The organism is Kribbella sp. CA-253562 (assembly GCF_050942265.1).
Lineage (GTDB): Bacteria > Actinomycetota > Actinomycetes > Propionibacteriales > Kribbellaceae > Kribbella.
Genome location: NZ_CP192049.1, coordinates 3,931,533 through 3,952,560, shown reverse-complemented (window position 1 = coordinate 3,952,560; position 21,028 = coordinate 3,931,533). Strand labels below are relative to the sequence as shown.

Sequence of the window (21,028 nt, the reverse complement as noted above, 5' to 3'; positions counted from 1 at the left end):
GCAGAGGTCCGGGGAAAGGTGCAGCGTCAGGTACAGCCAGTACCAGCCCAGAACCGTACCCGAGCCGCCGGGGTCCTAACTAGTCACGGGTTCGAGCACGGCCACGCACTCTATGTGATGGGTCATGCCGAACAGGTCGAAGGCCCGCAGCGAGCTCACGCCGTACCCGAGCTCACCGAAGGTCTTCAGATCCCGCGCCAGCGCCGCCGGATCACACGCGACGTAGGCCACCTTCCGGGGCGACAGGCCGGCGATCCGCCGGACGACGTGCTTGCCGGCTCCGGTCCGCGGCGGATCCAATACGACGAGGTCGACGTGCTCGAGCCCCTGCGCGACGGCCCGGTTCAGCACCCGGTCCACGTCGCCCTGCTCGAGCGTGACGCCCGGCAGGTCGTGCAGGTTGCGCCGGGCGTTCTTGACCGCGGCCTTGTCCCCCTCGATCGCCAGCACGGGGCACCCGGCCTCGGCCAGGAACGCCGCGAACAGGCCGACGCCCGAGTACAGGTCCAGGGCGGTCTCGCCGTCAGCAGGCTCCAGCCCGGCCAGTACGGCGTCGACCAGCGTCGTCGCGGCGGCCGGATGGACCTGCCAGAAGCCGTCGGCCTCGACCCGGAACCGCCGGTTGCGGACCGTCTCCACGACCCGGCCACCGGACTCCGTGTCGGTCAGCACGGCGGTCTTGCCCTCCGACGACACCACCGCCTGCACCGATTCGGTGCCTGGCCAGCGCTGGTCCAGCACGGTCGGGGTGTCCGGGTGCGCGATCAGGCACTTGTCGACCTGGATCAGGTCGTGTGACCTGTGCACGCGCATGCCCGGGCGGCCGTCGGGGCCTACGGCGTACCGCATCCTGGTCCGCCAGCCGAGCCCGTCGTCGCCCGGCGACTCCATCACCACGGTCCGCTCGATCCCGCCGATCCGCCGCAGCGTGTCGGACACGACCGTCGCCTTCAGCCGGCGCTGCTCGACGATGTTGGCGTGCTGGAAGTCGCACCCACCGCAGCGGCCCGGACCGGCGTACGGGCAGGGCGGCTCGATCCGGTGGGGTGACGGCGTGAGCACCTGGACGACGTCGGCCCGCAGGTACTTGGCGGTCCGCTCGGTCACCCGGGCGTGCACCAGCTCCCCCGGCAGGCCGTGCCGGACGAAGACCACCTGGCCCTCGTAGCGCGCGACACAGTGCCCGCCGTGCGCCACCGGGCCGATCTCCAGCTCCAGCACCGTCCCGACGATGTCCTCGTCCCTCACCGATCTCCTGACGTCTTGCGGGCGCCCCGGCGTACTTGCCCGGCCACCCGTTCCACCCGGTCCTGCCGTTCCTGGGCCGCCTCCGAGGAGATCAGCTGGTACGGAACCGATGTGACCATCACACCAGGTGTGAACAAGAGCCGCCCCTTCAGCCGCAGCGCGGACTGGTTGTGCAGGATGTGCTCCCACCAGTGGCCGACCACGTACTCGGGGATGTAGACCATCACCACGTCGCGCGGCGACTGCCGCCGGATGTCGCGCACGTACTGCAGGATCGGCCGGGTGATCTCCCGGTACGGCGAGGCCAGCCGCTTCAGCGGGATCGGGATGTTGTGCTCGTCCCAGTCGGCCTGCAGCGACTCGGACTCCTCGCGGTCGACGTCGACGGTGACCGCCTCCAGCGTGTACGGCCGGGCCGCCTTCGCGAAGGCCAGCGCCCGCAGCGTCGGCTTGTGCAGCTTGGAGACCAGCACGATCGCGTGCACCCGCGAGGGCAGCATCAGCTGCTCGTCGCCCTCGATCGCCATCTCCTGGCCGACCGTGTCGTAGTGGCGGCGGATGCCCTTCATCATCACGAACAGCACCACCATCGCGATGATCGCGATGTAGGCGCCGTGGGTGAACTTGGTGATCAGCACGATCACCAGCACCGTCCCGGTCATCGTCAGGCCGATCGCGTTGATCACCCGGGATCGCATCATCTGGGCCCGCCGGGCCGGATCGGTCTCGGTGCGCAGCAGCCGGGTCCAGTGCCGCACCATGCCGGTCTGGCTGATCGTGAACGAGACGAACACGCCGACGATGTAGAGCTGGATCAGCCGGGTCACCTCGGCGTCGAAGGCGACGATCAGGAAGATCGCGAACGCGGCCAGGATGATGATGCCGTTGCTGAACGCCAGCCGGTCACCGCGGGTGTGCAGCTGCTTGGGCAGGTAGCTGTCCTTGGCCAGGATCGAGCCGAGCACCGGGAAGCCGTTGAACGCGGTGTTCGCGGCCAGCACCAGGATCACGCCGGTGGCCGCGGCGACCAGGTAGAAGCCGGGGCTGAAGTGGTCGAAGATGCCCTTCGCCAGCTGGCCGATCACGGGGTCCTGGTGGTAGCCGGGGCCGAGCGGTACGCCGTTGTCCAGCAGCTGGGTGGACGGGTCCTCGGCGAACCGGACCTTCATCACGTTGGCCAGCGTCACCACGCTGATCACCATCGCGATCGAGATCGTGCCGAGCAGCAGCAGCGTGGTCGCGGCGTTCTTGCTCTTGGGCTTCTTGAACGCCGGGACGCCGTTGCTGATCGCCTCGACACCGGTCAGCGCCGCACAGCCCGACGAGAACGCCCGCAGCACCAGGAAGGCCATCGCCAATCCCCCGGCGCCGGTCGCGAACTGGCCCTCGGGCGCGATGTCGAACGACGCCGTCGCGGCGTCCGGCAGGTTGCCGAACAGCATCCGGCCGAAGCCCCAGGCGGCCATCCCGAGGATCGTCACCATGAACACGTACGTCGGGATCGCGAACGCCGTACCGGACTCGCGCACGCCGCGCAGGTTCATCGTGGTCAGGAACAGCACGGCCACCACCGCGGCCGTGGCTTGATGGCCCTCCAGCGCCGGAATCGCGGAGGCGGCGTACTGGGCGGCCGAGGAGATCGACACCGCGACGGTCAGCACGTAGTCGACCAGCAGCGCGCTGGCCACGGTCAGTCCGGCGGTCGGCCCGAGGTTGGTGTTGGCGACCTCGTAGTCACCGCCGCCGGAGGGGTAGGCGTGCACGTTCTGCCGGTACGACGCGACCACCACCAGCATCACCACCGCGACGACGATGGCGACCTTCCAGGAGAAGGTGAACGCGGTCAGGCCGGCCACCGACAGGGTCAGGAAGATCTCGTCCGGCGCGTAGGCGACCGACGACAGAGCGTCACTGGCGAAGACCGGCAGCGCGATCCGCTTCGGAAGCAACGTCTCACCGAGTTGGGTGCTGCGAAGTTTGCGGCCGATGAGCAGTCGCTTGCCGATGTCGCCTAGAGCGGGGGTCACAACCGAGATGTTAGAGGGCCCCTCGGTTCGGTGTAGCGTCTACACCGCCGATACACCGCGAATGGATGCCAGCGGCCCCGGAACGGGGCAGGGAGTGATCACGGAGTGCACGTCGTCATCATGGGCTGCGGACGCGTCGGGTCGACGCTCGCGCGGACCCTGGAGAAACGCAGCCACACAGTGGCGATCATCGACCAGTCGGCCGACTCGTTCCGCCGGCTGAGCCCGAACTTCTCCGGCCGCACGATCACCGGGATGGGGTTCGACCGTGAGGTGCTGATCGAGGCCGGGATCGAGACCGCCGAGGCGTTCGCGGCGGTCAGCAACGGTGACAACTCCAACATCCTGGCCGCCCGGGTGGCGCGGGAGAACTTCGGCATCGAGAACGTGGTGGCCCGGATCTACGACCCGGGCCGCGCCGAGGTCTACCAGCGGCTCGGCATCCCGACCGTCGGCACGGTGAAGTGGACGGTGGACCAGATGATCCGCCGGCTGCTGCCGAGCGGGTCGGAGCCGGAGTGGCGCGATCCGTCGGCAACCATCCGGCTGGCCGAGGTGCACGTGCACTCGGGCTGGGTCGGCCGCGAGGCGTTCGACATCGAAAAGGCCACCGGCGCCCGGGTCGCGTTCCTGACCCGGCTCGGCGAAGGTGTGCTGCCGAAGGCGGACACCGTCATCCAGGAGGGTGATCTGGTGCACGTCGTCATGCTGGAAAGCGATGCCGCGGCGATCGAGTCCCAGCTCGGCGCCAAGCCTGAGGAGCTGTGATGCGGGTAGCCATCGCCGGCGCGGGCAACGTCGGCCGCTCGATCGCCGGCGAACTGCTGGAGAACGGCCACGAGGTCCTGCTGATCGACAAGGACCCGCGGGCGATCAAGGCCGAGTCGGTGCCGCGCGCCGAGTGGCTGCTGGCCGACGCGTGCGAGCTGTCCTCGCTGGAGGAGGCCGCGCTGCAGCGCTGCCAGGTAGCGATCGCCAGCACCGGTGACGACAAGGTCAACCTGGTCGTCTCGCTGCTGGCCAAGACCGAGTTCGGCGTCCCGCGGACCGTTGCCCGGGTCAACCACCCGCGCAACGAGTGGATGTTCAACGAGGCCTGGGGCGTGGACGTGTCGGTGTCGACGCCGCGGATCATGTCGGCGCTGGTCGAGGAGGCGGTCTCGGTCGGCGACCTGGTCCGGCTGTTCACCTTCCGCCAGGGCGACGCGAACCTGGTCGAGCTGACGCTGCCGGAGGACTCCCCGATGATCGGCCTGCGGGTCGGCGACATCGACTGGCCGACCGACACCGCGCTGGTCACGATCATCCGCGAGGGCCGGGTGCTGCGCCCCGATCCGGAGGGCACGCTCGAGCTGAACGACGAGTTGCTGTTCGTCGCCGCCGACGAGACCGAGGAACAGCTCGAGGACATGCTGTCCCCGCACCACCGGAAGTAGACGGCCGGTACGCGGGCGCTCTCGGGCGATCACCTCTCGCCGGTACGGGGCCCTCCCCGGGCGATCACCTTTCGCCGGTCCCGGTCTCGCCGCCCACTCCCCCACGAACCGCCCGTACGCCGCAGGCGTACGGGCGGTTCGTCGTACTACTTCAGGCCGAAGGCCCGGTCGATCCGCTGGTCGACCGTCCCACCCGAACCGGCAGCCCGCGTACGCAGACTGACGAAGGCCGCACCGCGCGGCGCGTCCAGCCGCGTCGTCCACCCCTCGCGGGTCTGACGCAGCGAGGCACTCCGCCACGTCTTCCCGTCGTACGAGATCTCCAGCGTCGGCTTGCGGATCCCGGCGGTCGAGTTCGTCTCCGACCACCGCGGCGTGACGGTCAGCTCGGAGCGCCGACCGGCCCGGCCTGCCTCGTCGGTGTCGACCGCGTAGTCCAGCTGGATCAGCGACGCCACCGTGTCGGTGGCCGCCGACGTGAAGCCCCACTCGGTGCGCGTGGCCGTCGAGTACGGATGCGGGAAAGCACCTCGCGCGTTCTCCGCCACCAACCGGTACGGCAACCGCTCCGGCTTCAAGCCGTTCGCCGACAGCTGGTCACGCGCCTCCTGCGCCACCAGCGTGTCGCCCTGGTACAGGCTCAGCTGCTGCGTCTGGTCCCAGTTCCCGAACGCCGTACCGATGTGATCACCGCCGTCACCCCAGCCAGGCGAGACAGCCGTGATCCCCTCACCGGTGCGCACCGGCGAGAACCCCTTGGCCAGCCGCGGCCGCTGCACCGGACCGAACCACTGCAGCTCACCCCGGCTCCCGCCCTGATAGCTGCGCCAGCCCGACTCGGTCTGCTGGACCTCACGGGAGATCTCCGCCTTGGCCTGGTACGGCACACCGGCCGTGACCCAGTCGGTCCGGTCGCCCTGCACGACCGTGCCGGAGGTGTTCATCGCCGACTCCCAGTCGGTGTTCCACACGTCGTACCGGTTCTCCAGCCCGAAGCCCGGCCGGAAGTTGCGGAAGGCAACGTCGATCCGGGCCAGCTCCCGAACACCCGGCCGGTACTCCGGTACGGCGGGCACGTGGTCCCAGAAGCGCGACAGGTCGTAGCGGTAGTCCAGCTCCGGGTTCGACGTGACCGTCAGCGTGCGCCGACCAGTGGCGAGCTGGGCGATCAGCTGCTCACCCTCGTCGTGCGTCAGCGTCGCGATGGTGATCCGCGGCGGACTCGGCGCGTAGATCGAGTCGGTCCACGGCTCCAGCTTGCCCGGGCCGTCGTTGACGACAACCAGCACCTTCGCCCCGGCCGCGGCAGCCGCCGACGCCTGGTCCTCCACCGATACCGCGTCCGACCGCCGGACGACCACGGCCTTGCCGCGGTGGCTCCCGGTCCGGTCGGCGATGCCCTGCTCGACGAAGACCGCGTCCAGCTGCTGACGTCCCGCGGGCAGCGGCTTGTCCGCCCTCCGGACGAGCATGTCCTCGAACGTACGGGTCGACGACGCCATCGTGAGCGCCGGCTGATCCAGCCGCCAGCGTGCCCCCGCGACGAAGTCCCCGTCCGTGACCTTGCCGGTCGGCAGCACCCACACGCTGTCGTAGCTCGGGCTCGGCCAGCGCGACGAACCGACCGAGAAGTCCCGGCCGAAGTCGCGGTAGACGTTCGCGCGCACCTCGCCCAGCGTGGTCGCCTGCGGCGTGACGGCGGTCAGCTTGCGGGCCTTGCGCGCGTCGTACGTCGCGGTGAGGTCCTTGTCGAGGTGGATGTCGACCAGCGTCAGCACGGCCATGCCCTTGCTGCTCGGGCCGTTCGCGCCTTCGACGTCCGTCGTCAGCCAGGTGGTGTAGTCGCCAGGCGGCAGCCGGAGCTCGGCGCCTTCCTCGCCGACCGTGAACTGCCCGTAGCTACCGCGGCCGATCAGAATCGCGTCACCGGTCAGCGGACGGCCGCTGCGGTCCTTGGCGTTCAGCGTGAGCTGGTACCGCTCTCCCTCCCGACCGACCCCGATCACCGTGCTCAGCCGGACTCCGGCGGAGTTCGTCGCGACAAGGTGCCCGGACAGCTGCTTGTCCACCGGTACGTCGTTCACCGCGACGGTCAGCTTGACCTGTGCGGTGCCGTGTGCCGGGACGGTCACCTTGGGGCTCGACAGGGCGAACAGACCGGCCGGCGCGTCCTTCACCTGCGTCGACAGGTCGAGCTCGACCGCCTGGTCGCCGTCGTTGGTGTAGGTGACGGTCCGCTCGACGGACTCGTTCGGCTGGACCGGCCAGGGGTGATAGCCGGAGTAGACCGACGCTGTGGCGCGCACGGTCGACTTGCTGGCCGTGGCGACGTCGAGCCGGCCGTTACCGCCCTGGTAGGGGATGTAGTCGGGCGTCGGCTTCGCCGTACTGACGACGGCGTCCTTGAGTTGCTGCCCGGTCCAGTCCGGGTGCTGGGCCGCGAGCAGCGCCACCGCGCCGGCTACGTGCGGCGTCGCCATCGACGTGCCGCTCATCAACTGGTAGGCGCCGGACCCCTCGGGCGCGTACTGCGAACGGGCGGCGAGGATGTCGACGCCCGGCGCGGTGATGTCGGGCTTGAGACCGCCGTCGCCGACCCGCGGTCCCCAGCTGGAGAACTCCGCGAGCTTGTCGGCACCGTCCACCGCACCGACGGTCAGCGCCGCGTCGGCGATGCCGGGCGCGGACGCCGTGTAGTAGCCCGGTCCGGCGTTGCCGGCCGCGACGGTGAACAGTGCGCCGGTCTCGGCGGACAGCTCATTCAGCGCCTGGCTGATCGGGTCACTGCCGTCGGTCGGCGAGCCGCCCAGGCTCATGCTGACGACCTTGGCGTGCTGGTCGCGCGCGGCCCACTCCATCCCGGCGATGATCCAGGACTCCTGACCGCCGCCCTCGTTGTTCAGCACCTTGCCGACGTGCAGCCGGGCGCCCGGCGCGACACCGCGCTCGGTGCCGCCCGACGCCTCACCGGTCCCGGCGATGGTCGACGCCACGTGGGTGCCGTGCCCGTGCCGGTCGGTGACCTCCTCGTCCGGGACGAAGCTCGTCGCCGCGGCGACCCGGTCGTCCAGGTCGGGGTGCTCCTGGTCGATGCCGGTGTCCAGTACGGCGACGTCGACGCCCGCACCGGTATTGCCGCCACGCCAGACCTCCGGTGCACCGATCTGCGCGGTGCTGTCGGCCAGATCGACGACGAACTTGCCGTCCAGCCAGACCTTCTCGATCCCGCCGGCGAGCGTGGCCGCGCCGGTCGAGCGGGCTGTCGTACCGGCGGTCAGCGACTGCCAGAAGGCAGCCGGCTGGTCGGTGGACAGGGCGGCACCCTGGATGCTGGTGAGCGACCGCTGCTTGCGGGCACCGGACGGGACGCGCTGGCTGCGCGACCGGGTGGCGGCGTCCGTGTAGGTGACGATCAGCGGGAGCTCGTCGCCGTACCCGTCGGCCAGCAGGCGAGTGACGTTGAACAGGTTCTCGTCCAGCAGCTTGGCCGCGAGGAACCGTGCGGCCGAGCGCGGGTAGACGAACGTGTCCTTGCCGTCCACGTGAACGTCGTGGTCGGCCAGCCAGCCGTCCGGGCCGGTCACCCGGTACTGCGGCTTGCCGTCGGCGCCGGTGGTCACCTCGACCTTGTCGCCGGTGATCAGGGTGACGGTGCGGGGTGTGGTGCTGGGAACTGCGACCGGCAGCGAAGCTGCCGAAGGGGCGGGCGACGCGGCGGCGGAGCCACCGGTCAGGGCCGCGGCGAACGTCAGGGCCGCCGCGAACGCGGCAGTCACCTTCCGCCCGCGACCAGGACGTGGAGTCACGAGGGCCTCACAGGGTTTCTACGGACAAAGTCGCGAAATCGTAGACACCCTGATCACCCGCGGTCGCGGGAATGCGCTGGCACATAGTTGACACGTCGTCTACGCGACAGCGCCGGACAGCCCCTGGCGTGCGGGCTACTTCTTCTTGCCGCCACCCAGCAGATGCGTGACGTGGTCCCGGGCCTCGTCCCACTTGTCCGGCGGCATCGAGTTGCGCAGTACGGCGTACGCGAGCCACAGGGCCAGCGCGTACAGCGGCAGGCCCATGCCCACCTTCGCGATGCCGAGCGCGTTCAGGCTGCCGGTCAGGTAGAGCGGCACCTGGACGATCAGCCGCAGCGCGAACAGACCCACGAACACCAGCGTGGCCCGGTTGAACCCGCGATACATCGCCGGGTCACGGCGCCAGCCTGTGCCGGTCTGGGTGATCACGCCGTACAGCACGCCGAACAGTGGCCAGCGGATCAGCACGGTGATCAGGTAGAGCAGGCCGTAGCCGACGTTGGTCAGCAGTCCGGGCAGATAGACGTCCTCGGCGTTGCCGCTGCGATTGGCCACCCAGGCCGAGATCAGCACTCCGACGAAGCCGCCGAGCACGTTGCGCAGCGGCTGCTTGCGCAGCAGCCGGAGCACCGCGACCGCGGCCGCGCAGGCGATCGCGACGATCAGCGCGAGCCGCAGGTCGTTGTCGCTCGCGCCGTAGACGATCAGGAACGCGATCCACGGCAGCCCGATGTCGAGCAACGCACCCCAGCCACCGAGCGCGTGGAAGAAGTCCTTGTCGGTGGTCTTGGGCTTGGCCTCGCCCGGCTCCTGCCGGTCCGGCCCCTGCCCGTCGGTCAGCTCGTGCTCGGCCGCCTCGATCTCCGGCCGGAGGATCTCGACCAGCTTCTCGTCCAGGTCGTCGTCGGTCCGGCGGTCCAGCGGCCGGCCGGCGTCGGGGCCCAGGTCCGGGCTCGCGCCGGAGTCACGGTCCAGGTCGCGGTCCACGCCGGAGTCCTGACCCGCGCGGGGGTCAGCCATGCGCGGCCGTCGGGCGCAGCTCGTAGCGCGGGTTGAACATCACCCGGTCGCCGTCGACCACACCGATCCGTCCCGACGCGATCAGCTCCGAGCCGGGGTGGATGCCGGCGATCTTGCGCCGGCCGAGCCAGACCAGCTTGACCGTGCCGGTGCCGTCGTACAACTCGCCCTCCAGGGCCGGGACGCCGCCACGCGGGCTGAAGGTGATCGTGCGCAGTGTCCCGTACAGCGTCACCATCTCCCGGTCGTGACAACCGGTGATCGACCGCGCGCCACAGTCGTGCGCGTAGTCCTGCAGTACCTCGGCGTCCTGCTCGTCCTGGTCGCCGGCCAGGCCGCGGAAGGCACGTCGCCACAATCCCTCGGGTTTGTCGCTGCCCATGAGATCAGTGTAGTCCGCGCGCGGACGTGATCGGCCGGTGCTCGGGCACGGTGATCAGGCCTCTTCCTCGGCGGCCGGCTGGGCACCGGCGGGCAGCTTCAGCGCGAGCGACTCGCGCGGCGCCATCGGCTCGGACCCGCGGACCACGATCACGTTGCGGAAGGCCTGCTCCATCGGCGGTGCCGCCTCCGGCTCGACCGCCGCGCGACCGAGCACGGTGCCGCGCAGCAGCCAGCGCGGGCCGTCGACGCCGATCACCCGGGAGGTCTGGCTGAAGATCTGGCCGTCGGGGTCCTGGACCGGTACGACCAGCACCAGCTCGGTGCCGAACGGGCCCTCGGTCTCCGACGCCGTACCGCCCATCTTGGTGGCCTCGGCGGCGATCTCCTGGCGGACCTCGTCCCAGATGCCGGCGGTCTTCGGCGCGGCGAACGCGCGCAGCTCCAGCGCGGAGTCCTCGAGCACCAGCAGGATCGCCTGCACGTCGCCGCTCTGCTCGTCGACCTGCAGCCGCAGCTCCATGCCCGGCAGGCCGGTGATCACCAGCGCTCCGAGATCGATCCGGTCCTCGGCCTCCAGCGTCGCCGGGTCCACCTCGGTGACGTCGAACGGGCCGGCGGCGCTGTCCCCGGCGGCACTGTCCCCGGCGGCCGGCTCCTCGGTGCCGCCGTCCTGGGCGGTCGGCCCGGTCGTCTCCTCGACGGCGTCCACCGTCTCCGGGGTGTCCTCGTTCTTGGCCTTGCGGCGGAAGATCACTGCTCTTGCCTACTTCCTCGGTCGTCTGTCTCCAGGGGCCGAAACCCCGCCGTAGTCTCGCTCACCCGCAGGTCAGCGGGCCGCACCTGCTCAGCGTGTCACACCACCGAAACCACCGGTCGAGCCGTGTCCCCCCGCACCGCGCGCGGAGCCCGGCAGCGTGGTCACCTCGACGAACCGCGCCTTCTCGACCTGCTGGATCACCAACTGCGCGATCCGGTCGCCCCGGCGCAGCGTGAGCTCGGCGTGCGGGTCGTGATTGATCAGGCACACCTTGATCTCGCCGCGGTACCCCGCATCCACAGTGCCCGGCGCGTTGACCAGCGACACCCCGTGCTTGGCGGCCAGTCCGGAACGCGGATGCACGAACGCGGCGTACCCGTCCTGCAGCGCGATCGCGATCCCGGTGCCGACCAGCGCCCGCTCCCCCGGCTTCAGTGTCACGTCGTGCGACGCCACCAGATCCGCCCCGGCGTCCCCGGGATGCGCGTACGCCGGAATCGGCAACTCCGGGTCGAGCCGCTGAATCAGTACCTCGGTCATGGGTTCACCTCGTAGTCGTGGACGGTTTCGGCGGTCATGTCGGTGCCGTGCTCGACGAAATGCTCCGGCGGGACCACTACAAACACAGCGCTGGCCCTCAGGGCGACACTGCCTTCAGGACCGCCCAGCCGCCCAACGGCCTTCGCGTACATCCGGCGTCCGGAGAATCCCAGGCACCGGGCCTGCAGGAACAGCGTCGTACCGACCGGCACCGGCCGGATGTAGTCGGTCTCGAGCCGCCCGGTCACCATCGGGCGGCGCAGCAACCACGCGAGGCCGCCCAAGGTCTCGTCCAGCGCCAGTGCCAGTACGCCGCCATGCGCCAGACCGGGAGCTCCCTGGTGGTCAGCGGTGACGGTGAACTCGCCGGTGATGGTCACTTCGGGGCCGGCGGTCGACACCAGCCGCAGTCCGGTCGGATGCGACGGCCCGCAGGCCACACAGTTCTCGTAGTGCGACGGCAGCACCGTGCCGGGCGCAGGGGCCTCCGGGTGACGCTCCGGCGGCTCCAGCTCACGCTGCGGCGTCGCAGAGCGGGTCGGGGGCTCGATCACGAGAGGCGACCCTACCGACGCCGTTCCGGCAGCCACGTGCCAGGCTGGTGCTGTGGCTGACTCAGGGACTGATTACCGCGAGCGGTTGAGCGTGCCGGTGCGCTGGTGGATCATCGCCGCCCTCCTCGTCCTCACCGTCTGGCTGATCGTCGCGGTCCCAGCCGGCCAACCAGCCGGCCTGATCGCCGGCGGAGTCGTCGCGGTCCTGCTGACCACCCTCTTCGTCCGGTACGGCGGTGCGCTGGTCGAGGTGGACGCCGAGCGCCTCCGCGCGGGCCGGGCCACGATCGAGCGGGTCCACCTGGGCAAGGCCGAGGCACTGACCGGCGAGGCGGTCCGCACCGCATTCGGCCGCGACTGCGACCCGGCGGCGTACCTGGTGCTGCGCAGCTATCTGCCCGGCGCGGTCCGGGTGGAGATCACCGACCCGCACGACCCAGCGCCGTACTGGCTGATCGCCACGCGGAATCCGGAGCGGCTGGCAGCGGCCCTGACGTCCAACAGCGTGGCAAGATCCTGAGTCAGGGGTTCCTAGCGAGGAGGCAACGGTGATCGGAGCCAAGATCGGCTGGAAGCTGGTGCTGGCCGTCTTCACGATGGTGGTCGGACTGGTCGCCAACAAGGCGGTCACCACGGCCTGGAAGCTCGGTTCGGGCGGCAAGCCGCCCAAGGGCGCCGAGGCCGGCTACGTCGAGGTGGTCAGCTGGGCGATCGCCAGCGGCGCGGCCGCGGCGGCGGCCAAGCGGTTCGCCGAGCAGCGCGCGGCGCAGTACTGGCTGAAGTCGACCGGGCACCTGCCGCCCGGCTTCGAGACGGCGGCCGTCAAGGGCGTCGCCAAGGACGTCGTCAAGTCCTGAAACGCAGCACGGGACCGGCCCCCGAGGGGGACGGTCCCATGTACTGGTACGGACTCAGCCGAGCAGGGCGACGGTGCTGCTGTTGTCAGGCAGCGCAGTCGCGGCAGATCAGCTGGCCGTTCTTGCTGTTCGCGAGCTGGCTGCGGTGGTGGACCAGGAAGCAGCTCGAACAGGTGAACTCGTCGGCCTGGCGTGGGAGAACCCGTACCGCCAGCTCCTCGTGGCTCAGGTCGGCGCCGGGCAGCTCGAAGCTCTCGGCCGCCTCGGCCTCGTCCTCGTCGACCTTGCCGGAGTTCTTGTCGTGACGGCGAGTCTTCAGCTCTTCGATCGACTCCTCGCTGGAGTCCTCGTCCGTCTTGCGCGGGGCGTCGTAGTCAGTCGCCATGGTGTTTCCCTGCCCTCTTCGTACCCGTGGTGTTGCCTGCTGAGCCCTGGAACGGATAACACACCCGAGAAATTCCGCCTGGAATCCTCCGGTCCCCCGAAACCCTTGACAGACAGGCTGGGAGCGGACTCGCTTCCGCTCCCGAGGCAGGGATTGTGCCCTATCAACCGGTCTTCGCGCGCGTCAGGGTCCACCTTGTGACCCGCGTGTCGAAGAAATTGTCAGGACCGAACAGTTGATTGCGCGTTACCGCGACGTACGAACACTTTGACTGCACAAACGAGCAGAACCTATGCGCGCAGCGGATCCGCGGCCGCGAGTGCGTCGTGTAACGCATCGAACACCGCGGGCGTGGCGGCGATCGACATCTGCGGCGAAACCTCCGCGCCGTGCAGCCCGCCGATCCGGGCGCCCGCCTCCGCGGCCACGAGCGCGCCGGCGCCGTAGTCCCACGGATTCAGGCCGCGCTCGTAGACCGCGTCCAGCCGGCCGCAGCCGACGTAGCACAGGTCGATCGCGCCGACCCCGATCCGCCGGATGTCGCGAACCTTGGCGATCAACTGCTGGACCACCTCGGCCTGCACCACGCGCCGGTCCGGGTCGTAGCCGAAGCCGGTCCCGACCAGCGCCCGGTCCAGCGACGTACAGTCCGAGACCTGGATCGGCTTGCCGTCCAGGAACGCGCCGCCGCCGAGCGTCGCGGTGAACACCTCGCCCTTCGGCGCGTCTACGACCACGCCGGCGACCGTCCGGCCGTCCTGCTCGACCGCGATCGAGACGGCGTACGTCGGGAGGTCGTAGAGGTAGTTGACCGTGCCGTCGATCGGGTCGACCACCCAGCGGACCCCGCTGGTGCCGTTGATGTCGTCGCCCTCCTCGCCCAGGAAGGAGTCGTCCGGCCGCGCGGCCAGCACGCGGGCCCGGATCAGCTCCTCGGACTCGCGGTCGACCGCGGTGACGATGTCGGTCGCCGTGCTCTTGGTGTCGGCGACGGTGATCGTGCCGCGGCGGCGCTCGACGATCAGCTCGGCCGCCTCGGTGGCGACCGTGACGGCCAGCTTCAGCAGCTCCTGCGGGGTGCTCATGCGATGTCCTTCGGTCCTGCGGTCGTGGGCTGATCGGGCTCGGGGGTCTGCATCGGCCGGCCCTGAGCGGGCCGGCGCAGCGCTGGGCAGCAGTCCGGGCGGCAGTTGTCCCAGCCCGGGCCCAGCCGGCCCACACAGGGCCGCTCCGGCTGCTCACCGCGCTCGGCCTGGGCCCGCTCGACCACCAGGTCGCGCAGCATCGTCACGAACCGCCGGTCCGTCCCCGGCGTCGCCGCCCGGGCCATCGGCAGGTGCAGCTTGTCCGCCGTCGCCGCCGCCTCGGTGTCGAGGTCGTAGATGACCTCCATGTGGTCGCTGACGAACCCGATCGGCACCACCGCCACTCCGGGCACACCGGCCGCGGCCAGCTCCTCCAGGTGGTCGTTGACGTCCGGCTCGAGCCACGGGACCTGCGGCGGCCCGGACCGCGAGCAGTAGACCAGGTCGGTCCGCCGGGTGACCCCGGTACGCCGTTCGAGCTCCGCGGTGATCTCGGCGGCGACGTCCTGGTGCCAGGTGATGTACCCGTTGCCGTCCGGCCCGCTGGTCGCGTTCATCGCGGTCGGGATGGAGTGCGTCACGTAGGCGATCGCCGCGTCCTTCGGCAGCCCGCTCAACGCGGCCGTGGTGGACTCGACGAACGACGCGACGAAGCCCGGGTGGTTCGCGTAGTGCCGGAGCTTGTCGATCACCGGCGCGTTCTCGACCGCGGCCGTCGCGTCGGCCAGGTTCTCCCGGTACTGCCGGCAGCCCGAGTACGACGGGTAGGCGCTGGTGACGATCACCACAGCCCGGCGCACGCCGTCGGCGGCCATCTCGCGCAGCGTGTCGGTCAGGTACGGCGCCCAGTTCCGGTTGCCCCAGTAGATCGGCAGGTCCAGCCCGATCTCGGCGAACGACTCCTGCAGCGCGGCCAGCAGGGCCCGGTTCTGGTCGTTGATCGGGCTCTTGCCGCCGAAGCCGTAGTAGTGCTCGCCGACCTCCTTGAGCCGCTCGTCGGGGATCCCCCGGCCGCGGGTGACGTTCTGCAGGAACGGCAGCACGTCCGCGGGCTTCTCGGGGCCGCCGAAGGACAGCAGCAGCACGGCGTCGTACGGGGTGGGATCGGTGCGGGCCGGATCAGGCGACACGGGGTGGGGCATGTACCGAGTTTGTCAGGCCGTCCGGATACGGTGTGCACGGTCCCCCATGCTGATGCCCTACGTCCACCTCATGCGCCGTCCCGGTGCCGCCGCGTTCTGCGCCGCCGGGATCCTCGGGCGTATGCCGATCTCGATGATCGGGCTGGGCATCGTGATCCTGATCGCCCAGGAGAGCGGCTCGTACGGACTGGCCGGTGCGGTCTCCGGCGTCGCCGTGGTCGCCGGGGCGATCACCGGGCCGATCCAGGGGCGGCTGGTCGACCGGTTCGGCCAGCGGATCCTGCTGCTGGTCGGCAGCGTGCTGTGCACCATCGGACTGGCCGGGCTGCTGCTCGCCGTCCGGGCCGACGCTCCGACCGCCGTGCTCTACCTGCTCTCGTTCGTTGCCGGTGGCACCCGTCCGCAGGTCGGCTCGTTCGTCCGGGCCCGCTGGACCCATCTGCTCGGCCGGGGCCGGGCGCTGCAGACCGCGTTCGCGCTGGAAGCGGTCGGCGACGAGGTGGTCTTCATCATCGGGCCGGTGGTCGTCACAGCACTCGCCACCCAGGTCAGCCCGTACGTCGCTCTGGCGACCGCTGGTGTGCTCGGCCTGGGCGGCGGCATCTGGCTGGCGCTGCTGCGGCGCTCCGACCCGCCCGGTCGCGGCAAGGCCAATGGAGCCGAGCAGGCTCCACTCCCCTGGCTGTCGCTCATGCTGCTCAGCCTGATCGGTCTGGGACTCGGGGCGACGCTCGGCAGCGCCGAGGTCGTCACGGTGGCGTTCACCGCCGAGCAGGGCCAGCCGGGGATGTCGGGCGTCGTACTGGCGGTCTGGGCGTTCGGGTCACTGCTGGCCGGGCTCTGGTACGGCTCGGTGCACTGGCGGGCTCCGGTCGAGCGCCGGCTGCTGATCGGGACGATCCTGCTCGCCATCTCGCTGGCGCCACTGCCCTGGGTCGGCAGCACGATCGCGCTCGGCGGAGTGCTGTTCTGCGCGGGTCTGACGATCGCCCCGACGATGGTGGCCGTCACCGCCTGCGTCGAGGAGTGGGTGCCGCCGCAGCGGCTGACCGAGGCGATCACCTGGACGGTGACCGGGATCCTGCTCGGCGTGGCGCCCGGCAACGCGGCCGCCGGGCACGCGGTCGACCTGTGGGGCGCCTCGTCGGCGTACTGGGTGCCGGTGTCGATCGGCGTGCTCTGTGCGGGCGTCGCCGCGATCTCGATCACGTTCGCCCGGCCGAAGACGCGGTTCGCGCACAACTAGGGCGTGCCGCCCCATCCCACGCCTTACCGTGGCAGCGGCGCGTTCCAGCCGCGGCGGATCGCGAGCAGGCGGATCACGAAGCAGATCACCGCGCCCATGATCGGCACCCACAGTTCGTGGTAGTCGAGCGCCGCCGCCACGACGACGATGCCCGCGCCGAGCAGCGCCGGCGTCGCGTAGATCTCCGACCGCAGCACGACCGGCACCCGGCCGGACAGGACGTCGCGCACGACCCCGCCGCCGATGCCCGAGATCGTGCCGAGCAGCGCCGCGGGCAACGGCGACAGGCCGTAGTCGATCGCCTTCACCGCGCCGGTCACGCAGAACAACGCCAGGCCCGCGGCGTCGAAGATGTTCACCAGGCGCTCCACCCGGCCGATCCGGGGGTGCAGGAAGAAGGTGATCAATCCGGCCGTCACGGGGACCACGAGGTACCGCCAGTCCTGCAGCGCGGCCGGCGGTGTCGCGCCGATCAGTACGTCGCGGAGGAATCCGCCGCCCAGCCCGGTCACCAGAGCCAGCACCAGGATCCCGAACACGTCCAGTTTCTTCCGTACGCCGACCAGCGCCCCGGTGATCCCGAACACGAAGATCCCCACCAGATCCAGCACGTGCAGCACCACAGATCCGTCCACGCCCGCACGGTAGCCGTCCGGGTCCGCGGAGAATTCGGAGGCTCGCGGAGTGGTCAGGGCGCTAGGGTCTGCGGCATGTCCGGGCCGCCTGCTGTCGACTACCGCGCCACCTCCGCGCGGCCGGGGTGGAGCACTCTGCCCGGCGCCTTGCGCGAGGCGCTGGCTGTTGCCCTCGGCACCGAGATCGCCGAGGCCGGCCGGGTGGTCGGCTCGGGTTTCACCGGCGGCTTCGCGGCACCGATCCGGCTGGCCGACGGCCGCGAGATCTTCGTGAAGGCCGCACCGGACACGATGCACGCGTACGGCGCCTACCGGCGCGAGGCCGAGATCGTGCCGCAGCTGCCGTCGGCGCTCCAGGTGCCCGCCATCGTCGCGACCGCAGGTGCAGCTGACTCCGGCATCAAGTGGTTCGCCGTCGCGTCCGAGCGGATCGACGGCCGAATGCCGGGCAGTCCGTGGACCACGAACGACTTCGCGACCGTCACCGCGGCCTGCGAGGTGATGGCGCAAGCGCTCACCCCGACCCCACTGCCCGACCTCGACGTCCTCGTCGACGACATCGCCGGCGGCGGCTGGCCGATCGATCTACCAGCCGCGATCCGGTCCGGCGAACGCCCACTCCCGCCCGGCTTCCAGCCCTGGCTCCCGACCGCCCTCCCAGAACTGTCCGACCTGATCGCGCTCTACCCCGAAGCACTGGCCGGCGACACAGCCATGCACAGCGACCTGCGCCCCGACAACCTCCTGATCGACCAAACCGGCCAGTGCTGGACCGTCGACTGGAACTGGCTGTCGGTCGGCCCGGCCTGGTTCGACTGGCTCTGCCTGCTCCCGGTCGCCCAGTACGAAGGCATCGACACCCAGGCCGCGATCCGCCGTACGCCGCTCACCGCCGACGTTCCCGCCGACCACCTCGACTGCGCCGCGGCACTGATCGCGGCGTACATGCTGGACAACCTCGACGCCCCGCCGCCGCCCGGCTGCACCCCCGAGCTCCGCCGCCACCAGCGCCTGTACGCCTGGACCTTCCTCGACTGGCTCGCCCTCCGCCGCGGCTGGAGCAGCTAGTCGAGGTGGAAGCCCAGCTCCTTGGCGGCCTTGGTCGGGACGGGATCTGCCCAGCGGTTGGTGTAGTTCGTGGACGTCGCCAGTGAGCGCGGCTCCAGCTTGTCGACGTACACCGTGCCGGCCAGGTGGTCGGTCTCGTGCTGGAAGATCCGCGCCTGCCAGCCGGACAGTGCGAGCCGGCGACGCGAGCCGGTGAGGTCGATGTAGGTGGCGTCGAGCTCGAGCGGGCGGTTCACCACACCGGTGTAGCCCGGCATGCTCAAGCACCCCTCGTAGAAGCCACGCCGGACTCGCCCGCGCGCCTCGTACGACGGGTTCAGCACCGCGAGGAACTCCAGCGGGTACCGCTCGCGCGCCTCCGCGATCTCTTCGGACACCTCCGCCGGGTCGACGCGGTCCTTGACGGTGCTGGCTGTGCTCATGGCTCCTCGGGAGGTGGTGGTGGGGTGGCCAGCATAGGATCGACGCCATGGGCAAAGGGCCGGTGACGCGGTACAAGGTCGAGGTGCTGGACGGCGAGAAGACGTCGCGCCGCGAGGACGTCGTGGTCACCGAGGAGCCGCTCGAGCTGCGCCTGGAGTGGCCGGGCCGGCCGGCCGAGCCGCTGACCGTGACGATGCGCACGCCGGGCTCCGACTTCGAGCTGGCCGCCGGGTTCTGCCTCGGCGAGGGCTTCGCCGCCCGGCCGGACGCGATCCGGACCGTTGCCTACTGCACCGATGTGAAGCTGACCCGCGAGCAGCAGTTCAACACCGTCACGGTCACCTTCGACGGCCCACCCGACCGCGAACCCCCGCAGCGGTACGGCGTGACCTCGGCCGCGTGCGGGGTCTGCGGCCAGCAGAGCCTCGACGAACTCGCCGAGCGCGAATACGAACCGGTCGACCCGGTCGAGGCGCCGCTCGACGTCGTACTGCGCCTGCCGGACCTGCTGCGCGAAGCCCAGCCCACCTTCGGCCGGACCGGCGGCCTGCACGCGGCCGGGCTGTTCACCACTGACGGCCGCAAGGTGATCGTCAAGGAGGACGTCGGCCGGCACAACGCCGTCGACAAGGTGATCGGCTGGACCGTGCTCAACCAGCACAGCCGCAAGGGCCTCGTGCTCACGCTCAGCGGCCGCGCCGGGTACGAGCTGGTCCAGAAATCGGTCGCGGCCGGCATCGGCATGATCGTCGCCGTCGGCGCGCCGTCCAGCCTGGCCGTCGACCTCGCCCGCCGGTTCGGCGTCACGCTGGCCGGCTTCACCCGGGGCGAGCGCTGTGTGATCTACAGCTCACCGGAGCGTATTCTCCGATAGACCCATCCGCCGCGGTGGTTGCTCCGAATCTCCTCCGACCGAATGCGGCGAGGGAAGAGGATGTCCGTGAGCGAGGAGTCGATGGCCCTTCCGTGGCCACGGGTGGTCGGGCCCGGGGGCACGACGCCCGCCGAGCTGATGGCCCAGGTGGCGCGCGGGGACTCCGACGCGTTCGCGGTGCTGTACGACCAGATGGCGCCGCGGGTGTTCGGCCTGATCCGGCGGGTGCTGCGCAACCCGGCCCAGTCCGAGGAAGTCACCCAGGAGGTGATGGTCGAGGTCTGGCGCACCGCCACCCGGTACGACGCCGACCGCGGCTCCCCGACGTCCTGGATCCTGACGATGGCGCACCGGCGGGCGATCGACCGGGTCCGCTCGGAGCAATCGGCCACCGACCGGGAGCAGGCGGTCGCGGCGGCCAGCTCCACCACGGCGTACGACGAGGTCGCGGAAGCGGTCACCACGAATCTGGAGGTCGAACAGGTCCGGCACTGCCTGTCCGCGCTGACCGAACTGCAGCGGGAGTCGGTGACCCTGGCCTACTACGGTGGCTACTCCTACCGCGAAGTGGCCGAACTGCTGGACGCCAAGCTGGCGACGATCAAGGCGCGGATGCGCGACGGCCTGATCCGGCTGCGCGACTGCCTGGGTGTGACGGGGAGGTGAGGGCCATGCCGACACCGGACGTGCACATGCTGACCGGTCCCTACGTACTGAACGCACTGCCCGAGGACGAGCGGATCGGGTTCGAGGCACATCTCGCCGACTGCCCGTCGTGCACCGCGGAGGTCGCGGAGCTGCGCGAGGCGGCCACCAAGCTCAGTACGGCGGTCGCGGTGCCGCCGCCACCTGCGCTCAAGGCGCGGGTGTTGTCGGAGATCGCGATGACCCGGCAACTCCCGCCGATCCTGCGCGAGGCCGGGGTGGACACTTCCCCGAGCTCAGGGGCAGCTCCGGCTCCGCCGCCCGCCTCGGGCGACGCGACTCCGATTGCGCCGCCCGCTTCGGGCGACGCGACACGAGTTGCACCGCACGCTCCGGGCGACGCGACTCCGGTTGCGCCGCCCGCTTCGGGCGACAAGCGCCGGACCCGCCGCTCGTTCTTCGGCCTCGCTGCCGCCGCGCTGGCGGTCGCCGGGGCCGGCGGGATCGCCGTCGAGCAGTACCGCGACAACCAGCGGGCCGAACGGCAGAACGAGGAGCTGGCCGCGCTGCTGTCCCAGCCCGACGCCAAGACCGCCCGCGGGGAGGTCGCCGGTGGCGGCCAGGCGACCGTGGTCATGTCCGCCGGCCAGGACCGAGCCATCGTGCTCCTGCGCGGCCTGGCGAAGCTCCCTGACGGCAAGACGTACCAGCTCTGGCTGCAGGACCGCTCCGAGGTCATGCACTCCGCCGGCATCGCCGCCCCCAACGACTCCAAGCTCATCCAGGGTGGTATCACCGACAAGGTCGCCCTCGGCATCACCGTCGAGAACACCCCCGGTGTCCCCGCTCCCACCCAGCCCCCCGCCGCCTTGGTCCCGATGGTCTGAGCCGCC

The 21,028-nt window shown here is 70.7% G+C and carries 22 protein-coding genes; 9 read left to right on the top strand and 13 right to left on the bottom strand.

Annotated features, from left to right (window positions below; genetic code table 11):
• Window positions 1–75: 75 nt before the first annotated feature.
• Together ACQPXM_RS18735 and ACQPXM_RS18730 are read right to left on the bottom strand one after the other, a co-directional pair.
• Window positions 76–1,248 carry a class I SAM-dependent RNA methyltransferase gene (locus ACQPXM_RS18735; protein ID WP_432950302.1) on the bottom strand — a complete coding sequence of 391 codons (1,173 nt, stop codon included), beginning with the start codon at window positions 1,246–1,248 and terminating at the stop codon, window positions 76–78.
• Window positions 1,245–3,275 (bottom strand): APC family permease, encoded by a 2,031-nt coding sequence (locus ACQPXM_RS18730; RefSeq protein WP_432950300.1) that lies wholly within the window; start codon window positions 3,273–3,275, stop codon window positions 1,245–1,247. Before ACQPXM_RS18730 ends, ACQPXM_RS18735 begins: the two co-directional genes overlap by 4 nt.
• Before the next feature lie 105 nt (window positions 3,276–3,380).
• Here ACQPXM_RS18730 and ACQPXM_RS18725 point away from each other — a divergent pair, with 105 nt between their 5' ends.
• On the top strand, window positions 3,381–4,043 hold the full coding sequence (locus ACQPXM_RS18725; RefSeq protein WP_432950298.1) for a potassium channel family protein: 663 nt from the start codon (window positions 3,381–3,383) through the stop codon (window positions 4,041–4,043).
• Window positions 4,043–4,711, top strand: a complete 669-nt coding sequence (locus ACQPXM_RS18720; RefSeq protein WP_077016494.1) for a potassium channel family protein — start codon at window positions 4,043–4,045, stop codon at window positions 4,709–4,711. The genes ACQPXM_RS18725 and ACQPXM_RS18720 overlap by 1 nt, the downstream gene beginning before the upstream one ends.
• A gap of 146 nt (window positions 4,712–4,857) precedes the next feature.
• Here ACQPXM_RS18720 and ACQPXM_RS18715 read toward each other — a convergent pair whose 3' ends face one another.
• The 6 genes from ACQPXM_RS18715 to ACQPXM_RS18690 all read right to left on the bottom strand — a co-directional run bounded on the left by ACQPXM_RS18715 (window position 4,858) and on the right by ACQPXM_RS18690 (window position 11,775).
• On the bottom strand, window positions 4,858–8,487 hold the full coding sequence (locus ACQPXM_RS18715; protein WP_432950296.1) for a S8 family serine peptidase: 3,630 nt from the start codon (window positions 8,485–8,487) through the stop codon (window positions 4,858–4,860).
• Window positions 8,488–8,652: 165 nt separating this feature from the next.
• Entirely contained in the window at window positions 8,653–9,507 is an 855-nt protein-coding gene (locus tag ACQPXM_RS18710) for a DUF3159 domain-containing protein (RefSeq protein ID WP_432950294.1), read from the bottom strand.
• 25 nt (window positions 9,508–9,532) lie between these two features.
• On the bottom strand, window positions 9,533–9,922 hold the full coding sequence (locus ACQPXM_RS18705) for an OB-fold nucleic acid binding domain-containing protein (RefSeq protein WP_432950292.1): 390 nt from the start codon (window positions 9,920–9,922) through the stop codon (window positions 9,533–9,535).
• Window positions 9,923–9,976: 54 nt separating this feature from the next.
• Window positions 9,977–10,678, bottom strand: a complete 702-nt coding sequence (locus tag ACQPXM_RS18700) for a DUF3710 domain-containing protein (RefSeq protein ID WP_432950290.1) — start codon at window positions 10,676–10,678, stop codon at window positions 9,977–9,979.
• Window positions 10,679–10,768: 90 nt separating this feature from the next.
• A complete protein-coding gene (dut, locus tag ACQPXM_RS18695) occupies window positions 10,769–11,221 on the bottom strand; it encodes a dUTP diphosphatase (RefSeq protein ID WP_432950288.1) in 453 nt (150 codons plus the stop codon).
• Window positions 11,218–11,775, bottom strand: a complete 558-nt coding sequence (locus tag ACQPXM_RS18690; RefSeq protein ID WP_432950286.1) for a PaaI family thioesterase — start codon at window positions 11,773–11,775, stop codon at window positions 11,218–11,220. Before ACQPXM_RS18690 ends, dut begins: the two co-directional genes overlap by 4 nt.
• 52 nt (window positions 11,776–11,827) lie before the next feature.
• Here ACQPXM_RS18690 and ACQPXM_RS18685 point away from each other — a divergent pair, with 52 nt between their 5' ends.
• On the top strand, window positions 11,828–12,295 hold the full coding sequence (locus ACQPXM_RS18685) for a DUF3093 domain-containing protein (protein ID WP_432950284.1): 468 nt from the start codon (window positions 11,828–11,830) through the stop codon (window positions 12,293–12,295).
• A gap of 28 nt (window positions 12,296–12,323) precedes the next feature.
• Window positions 12,324–12,632, top strand: a complete 309-nt coding sequence (locus tag ACQPXM_RS18680) for a DUF4235 domain-containing protein (RefSeq protein WP_432950282.1) — start codon at window positions 12,324–12,326, stop codon at window positions 12,630–12,632.
• 85 nt (window positions 12,633–12,717) lie between these two features.
• Here the strand turns inward: ACQPXM_RS18680 and ACQPXM_RS18675 are convergent, their stop codons facing one another.
• The 3 genes from ACQPXM_RS18675 to ACQPXM_RS18665 form a co-directional block, all read right to left on the bottom strand.
• Window positions 12,718–13,017 carry a DUF4193 domain-containing protein gene (locus ACQPXM_RS18675; protein WP_012921380.1) on the bottom strand — a complete coding sequence of 100 codons (300 nt, stop codon included), beginning with the start codon at window positions 13,015–13,017 and terminating at the stop codon, window positions 12,718–12,720.
• A gap of 290 nt (window positions 13,018–13,307) precedes the next feature.
• Complete coding sequence (locus ACQPXM_RS18670) at window positions 13,308–14,102, bottom strand: inositol monophosphatase family protein (protein ID WP_432950279.1); 795 nt, start codon at window positions 14,100–14,102, stop codon at window positions 13,308–13,310.
• Window positions 14,099–15,244 (bottom strand): ferrochelatase, encoded by a 1,146-nt coding sequence (locus tag ACQPXM_RS18665; protein ID WP_432950277.1) that lies wholly within the window; start codon window positions 15,242–15,244, stop codon window positions 14,099–14,101. Before ACQPXM_RS18665 ends, ACQPXM_RS18670 begins: the two co-directional genes overlap by 4 nt.
• 70 nt (window positions 15,245–15,314) lie before the next feature.
• Here ACQPXM_RS18665 and ACQPXM_RS18660 point away from each other — a divergent pair, with 70 nt between their 5' ends.
• A complete protein-coding gene (locus ACQPXM_RS18660; RefSeq protein WP_432950275.1) occupies window positions 15,315–16,490 on the top strand; it encodes an MFS transporter in 1,176 nt (391 codons plus the stop codon).
• Window positions 16,491–16,513: 23 nt separating this feature from the next.
• Here ACQPXM_RS18660 and ACQPXM_RS18655 read toward each other — a convergent pair whose 3' ends face one another.
• Entirely contained in the window at window positions 16,514–17,125 is a 612-nt protein-coding gene (locus tag ACQPXM_RS18655) for a trimeric intracellular cation channel family protein (RefSeq protein ID WP_432950273.1), read from the bottom strand.
• A gap of 75 nt (window positions 17,126–17,200) precedes the next feature.
• Here ACQPXM_RS18655 and ACQPXM_RS18650 point away from each other — a divergent pair, with 75 nt between their 5' ends.
• Window positions 17,201–18,193, top strand: coding sequence for a phosphotransferase family protein (locus ACQPXM_RS18650; protein ID WP_432950271.1), 993 nt, complete (start codon window positions 17,201–17,203; stop codon window positions 18,191–18,193).
• Here ACQPXM_RS18650 and ACQPXM_RS18645 read toward each other — a convergent pair.
• Window positions 18,190–18,615, bottom strand: coding sequence for a peptide deformylase (locus tag ACQPXM_RS18645; RefSeq protein WP_432950269.1), 426 nt, complete (start codon window positions 18,613–18,615; stop codon window positions 18,190–18,192). The two genes, ACQPXM_RS18650 and ACQPXM_RS18645, sit on opposite strands and share 4 nt — an antisense overlap.
• Before the next feature lie 47 nt (window positions 18,616–18,662).
• Here ACQPXM_RS18645 and fdhD point away from each other — a divergent pair, with 47 nt between their 5' ends.
• From fdhD to ACQPXM_RS18630, 3 genes are all read left to right on the top strand, one after another.
• Window positions 18,663–19,490 carry a formate dehydrogenase accessory sulfurtransferase FdhD gene (gene fdhD, locus ACQPXM_RS18640; protein ID WP_432950267.1) on the top strand — a complete coding sequence of 276 codons (828 nt, stop codon included), beginning with the start codon at window positions 18,663–18,665 and terminating at the stop codon, window positions 19,488–19,490.
• 66 nt (window positions 19,491–19,556) lie between these two features.
• Complete coding sequence (locus tag ACQPXM_RS18635; RefSeq protein WP_432950265.1) at window positions 19,557–20,156, top strand: sigma-70 family RNA polymerase sigma factor; 600 nt, start codon at window positions 19,557–19,559, stop codon at window positions 20,154–20,156.
• 5 nt (window positions 20,157–20,161) lie between these two features.
• On the top strand, window positions 20,162–21,022 hold the full coding sequence (locus ACQPXM_RS18630) for an anti-sigma factor (protein ID WP_432950263.1): 861 nt from the start codon (window positions 20,162–20,164) through the stop codon (window positions 21,020–21,022).
• Window positions 21,023–21,028: the final 6 nt, after the last annotated feature.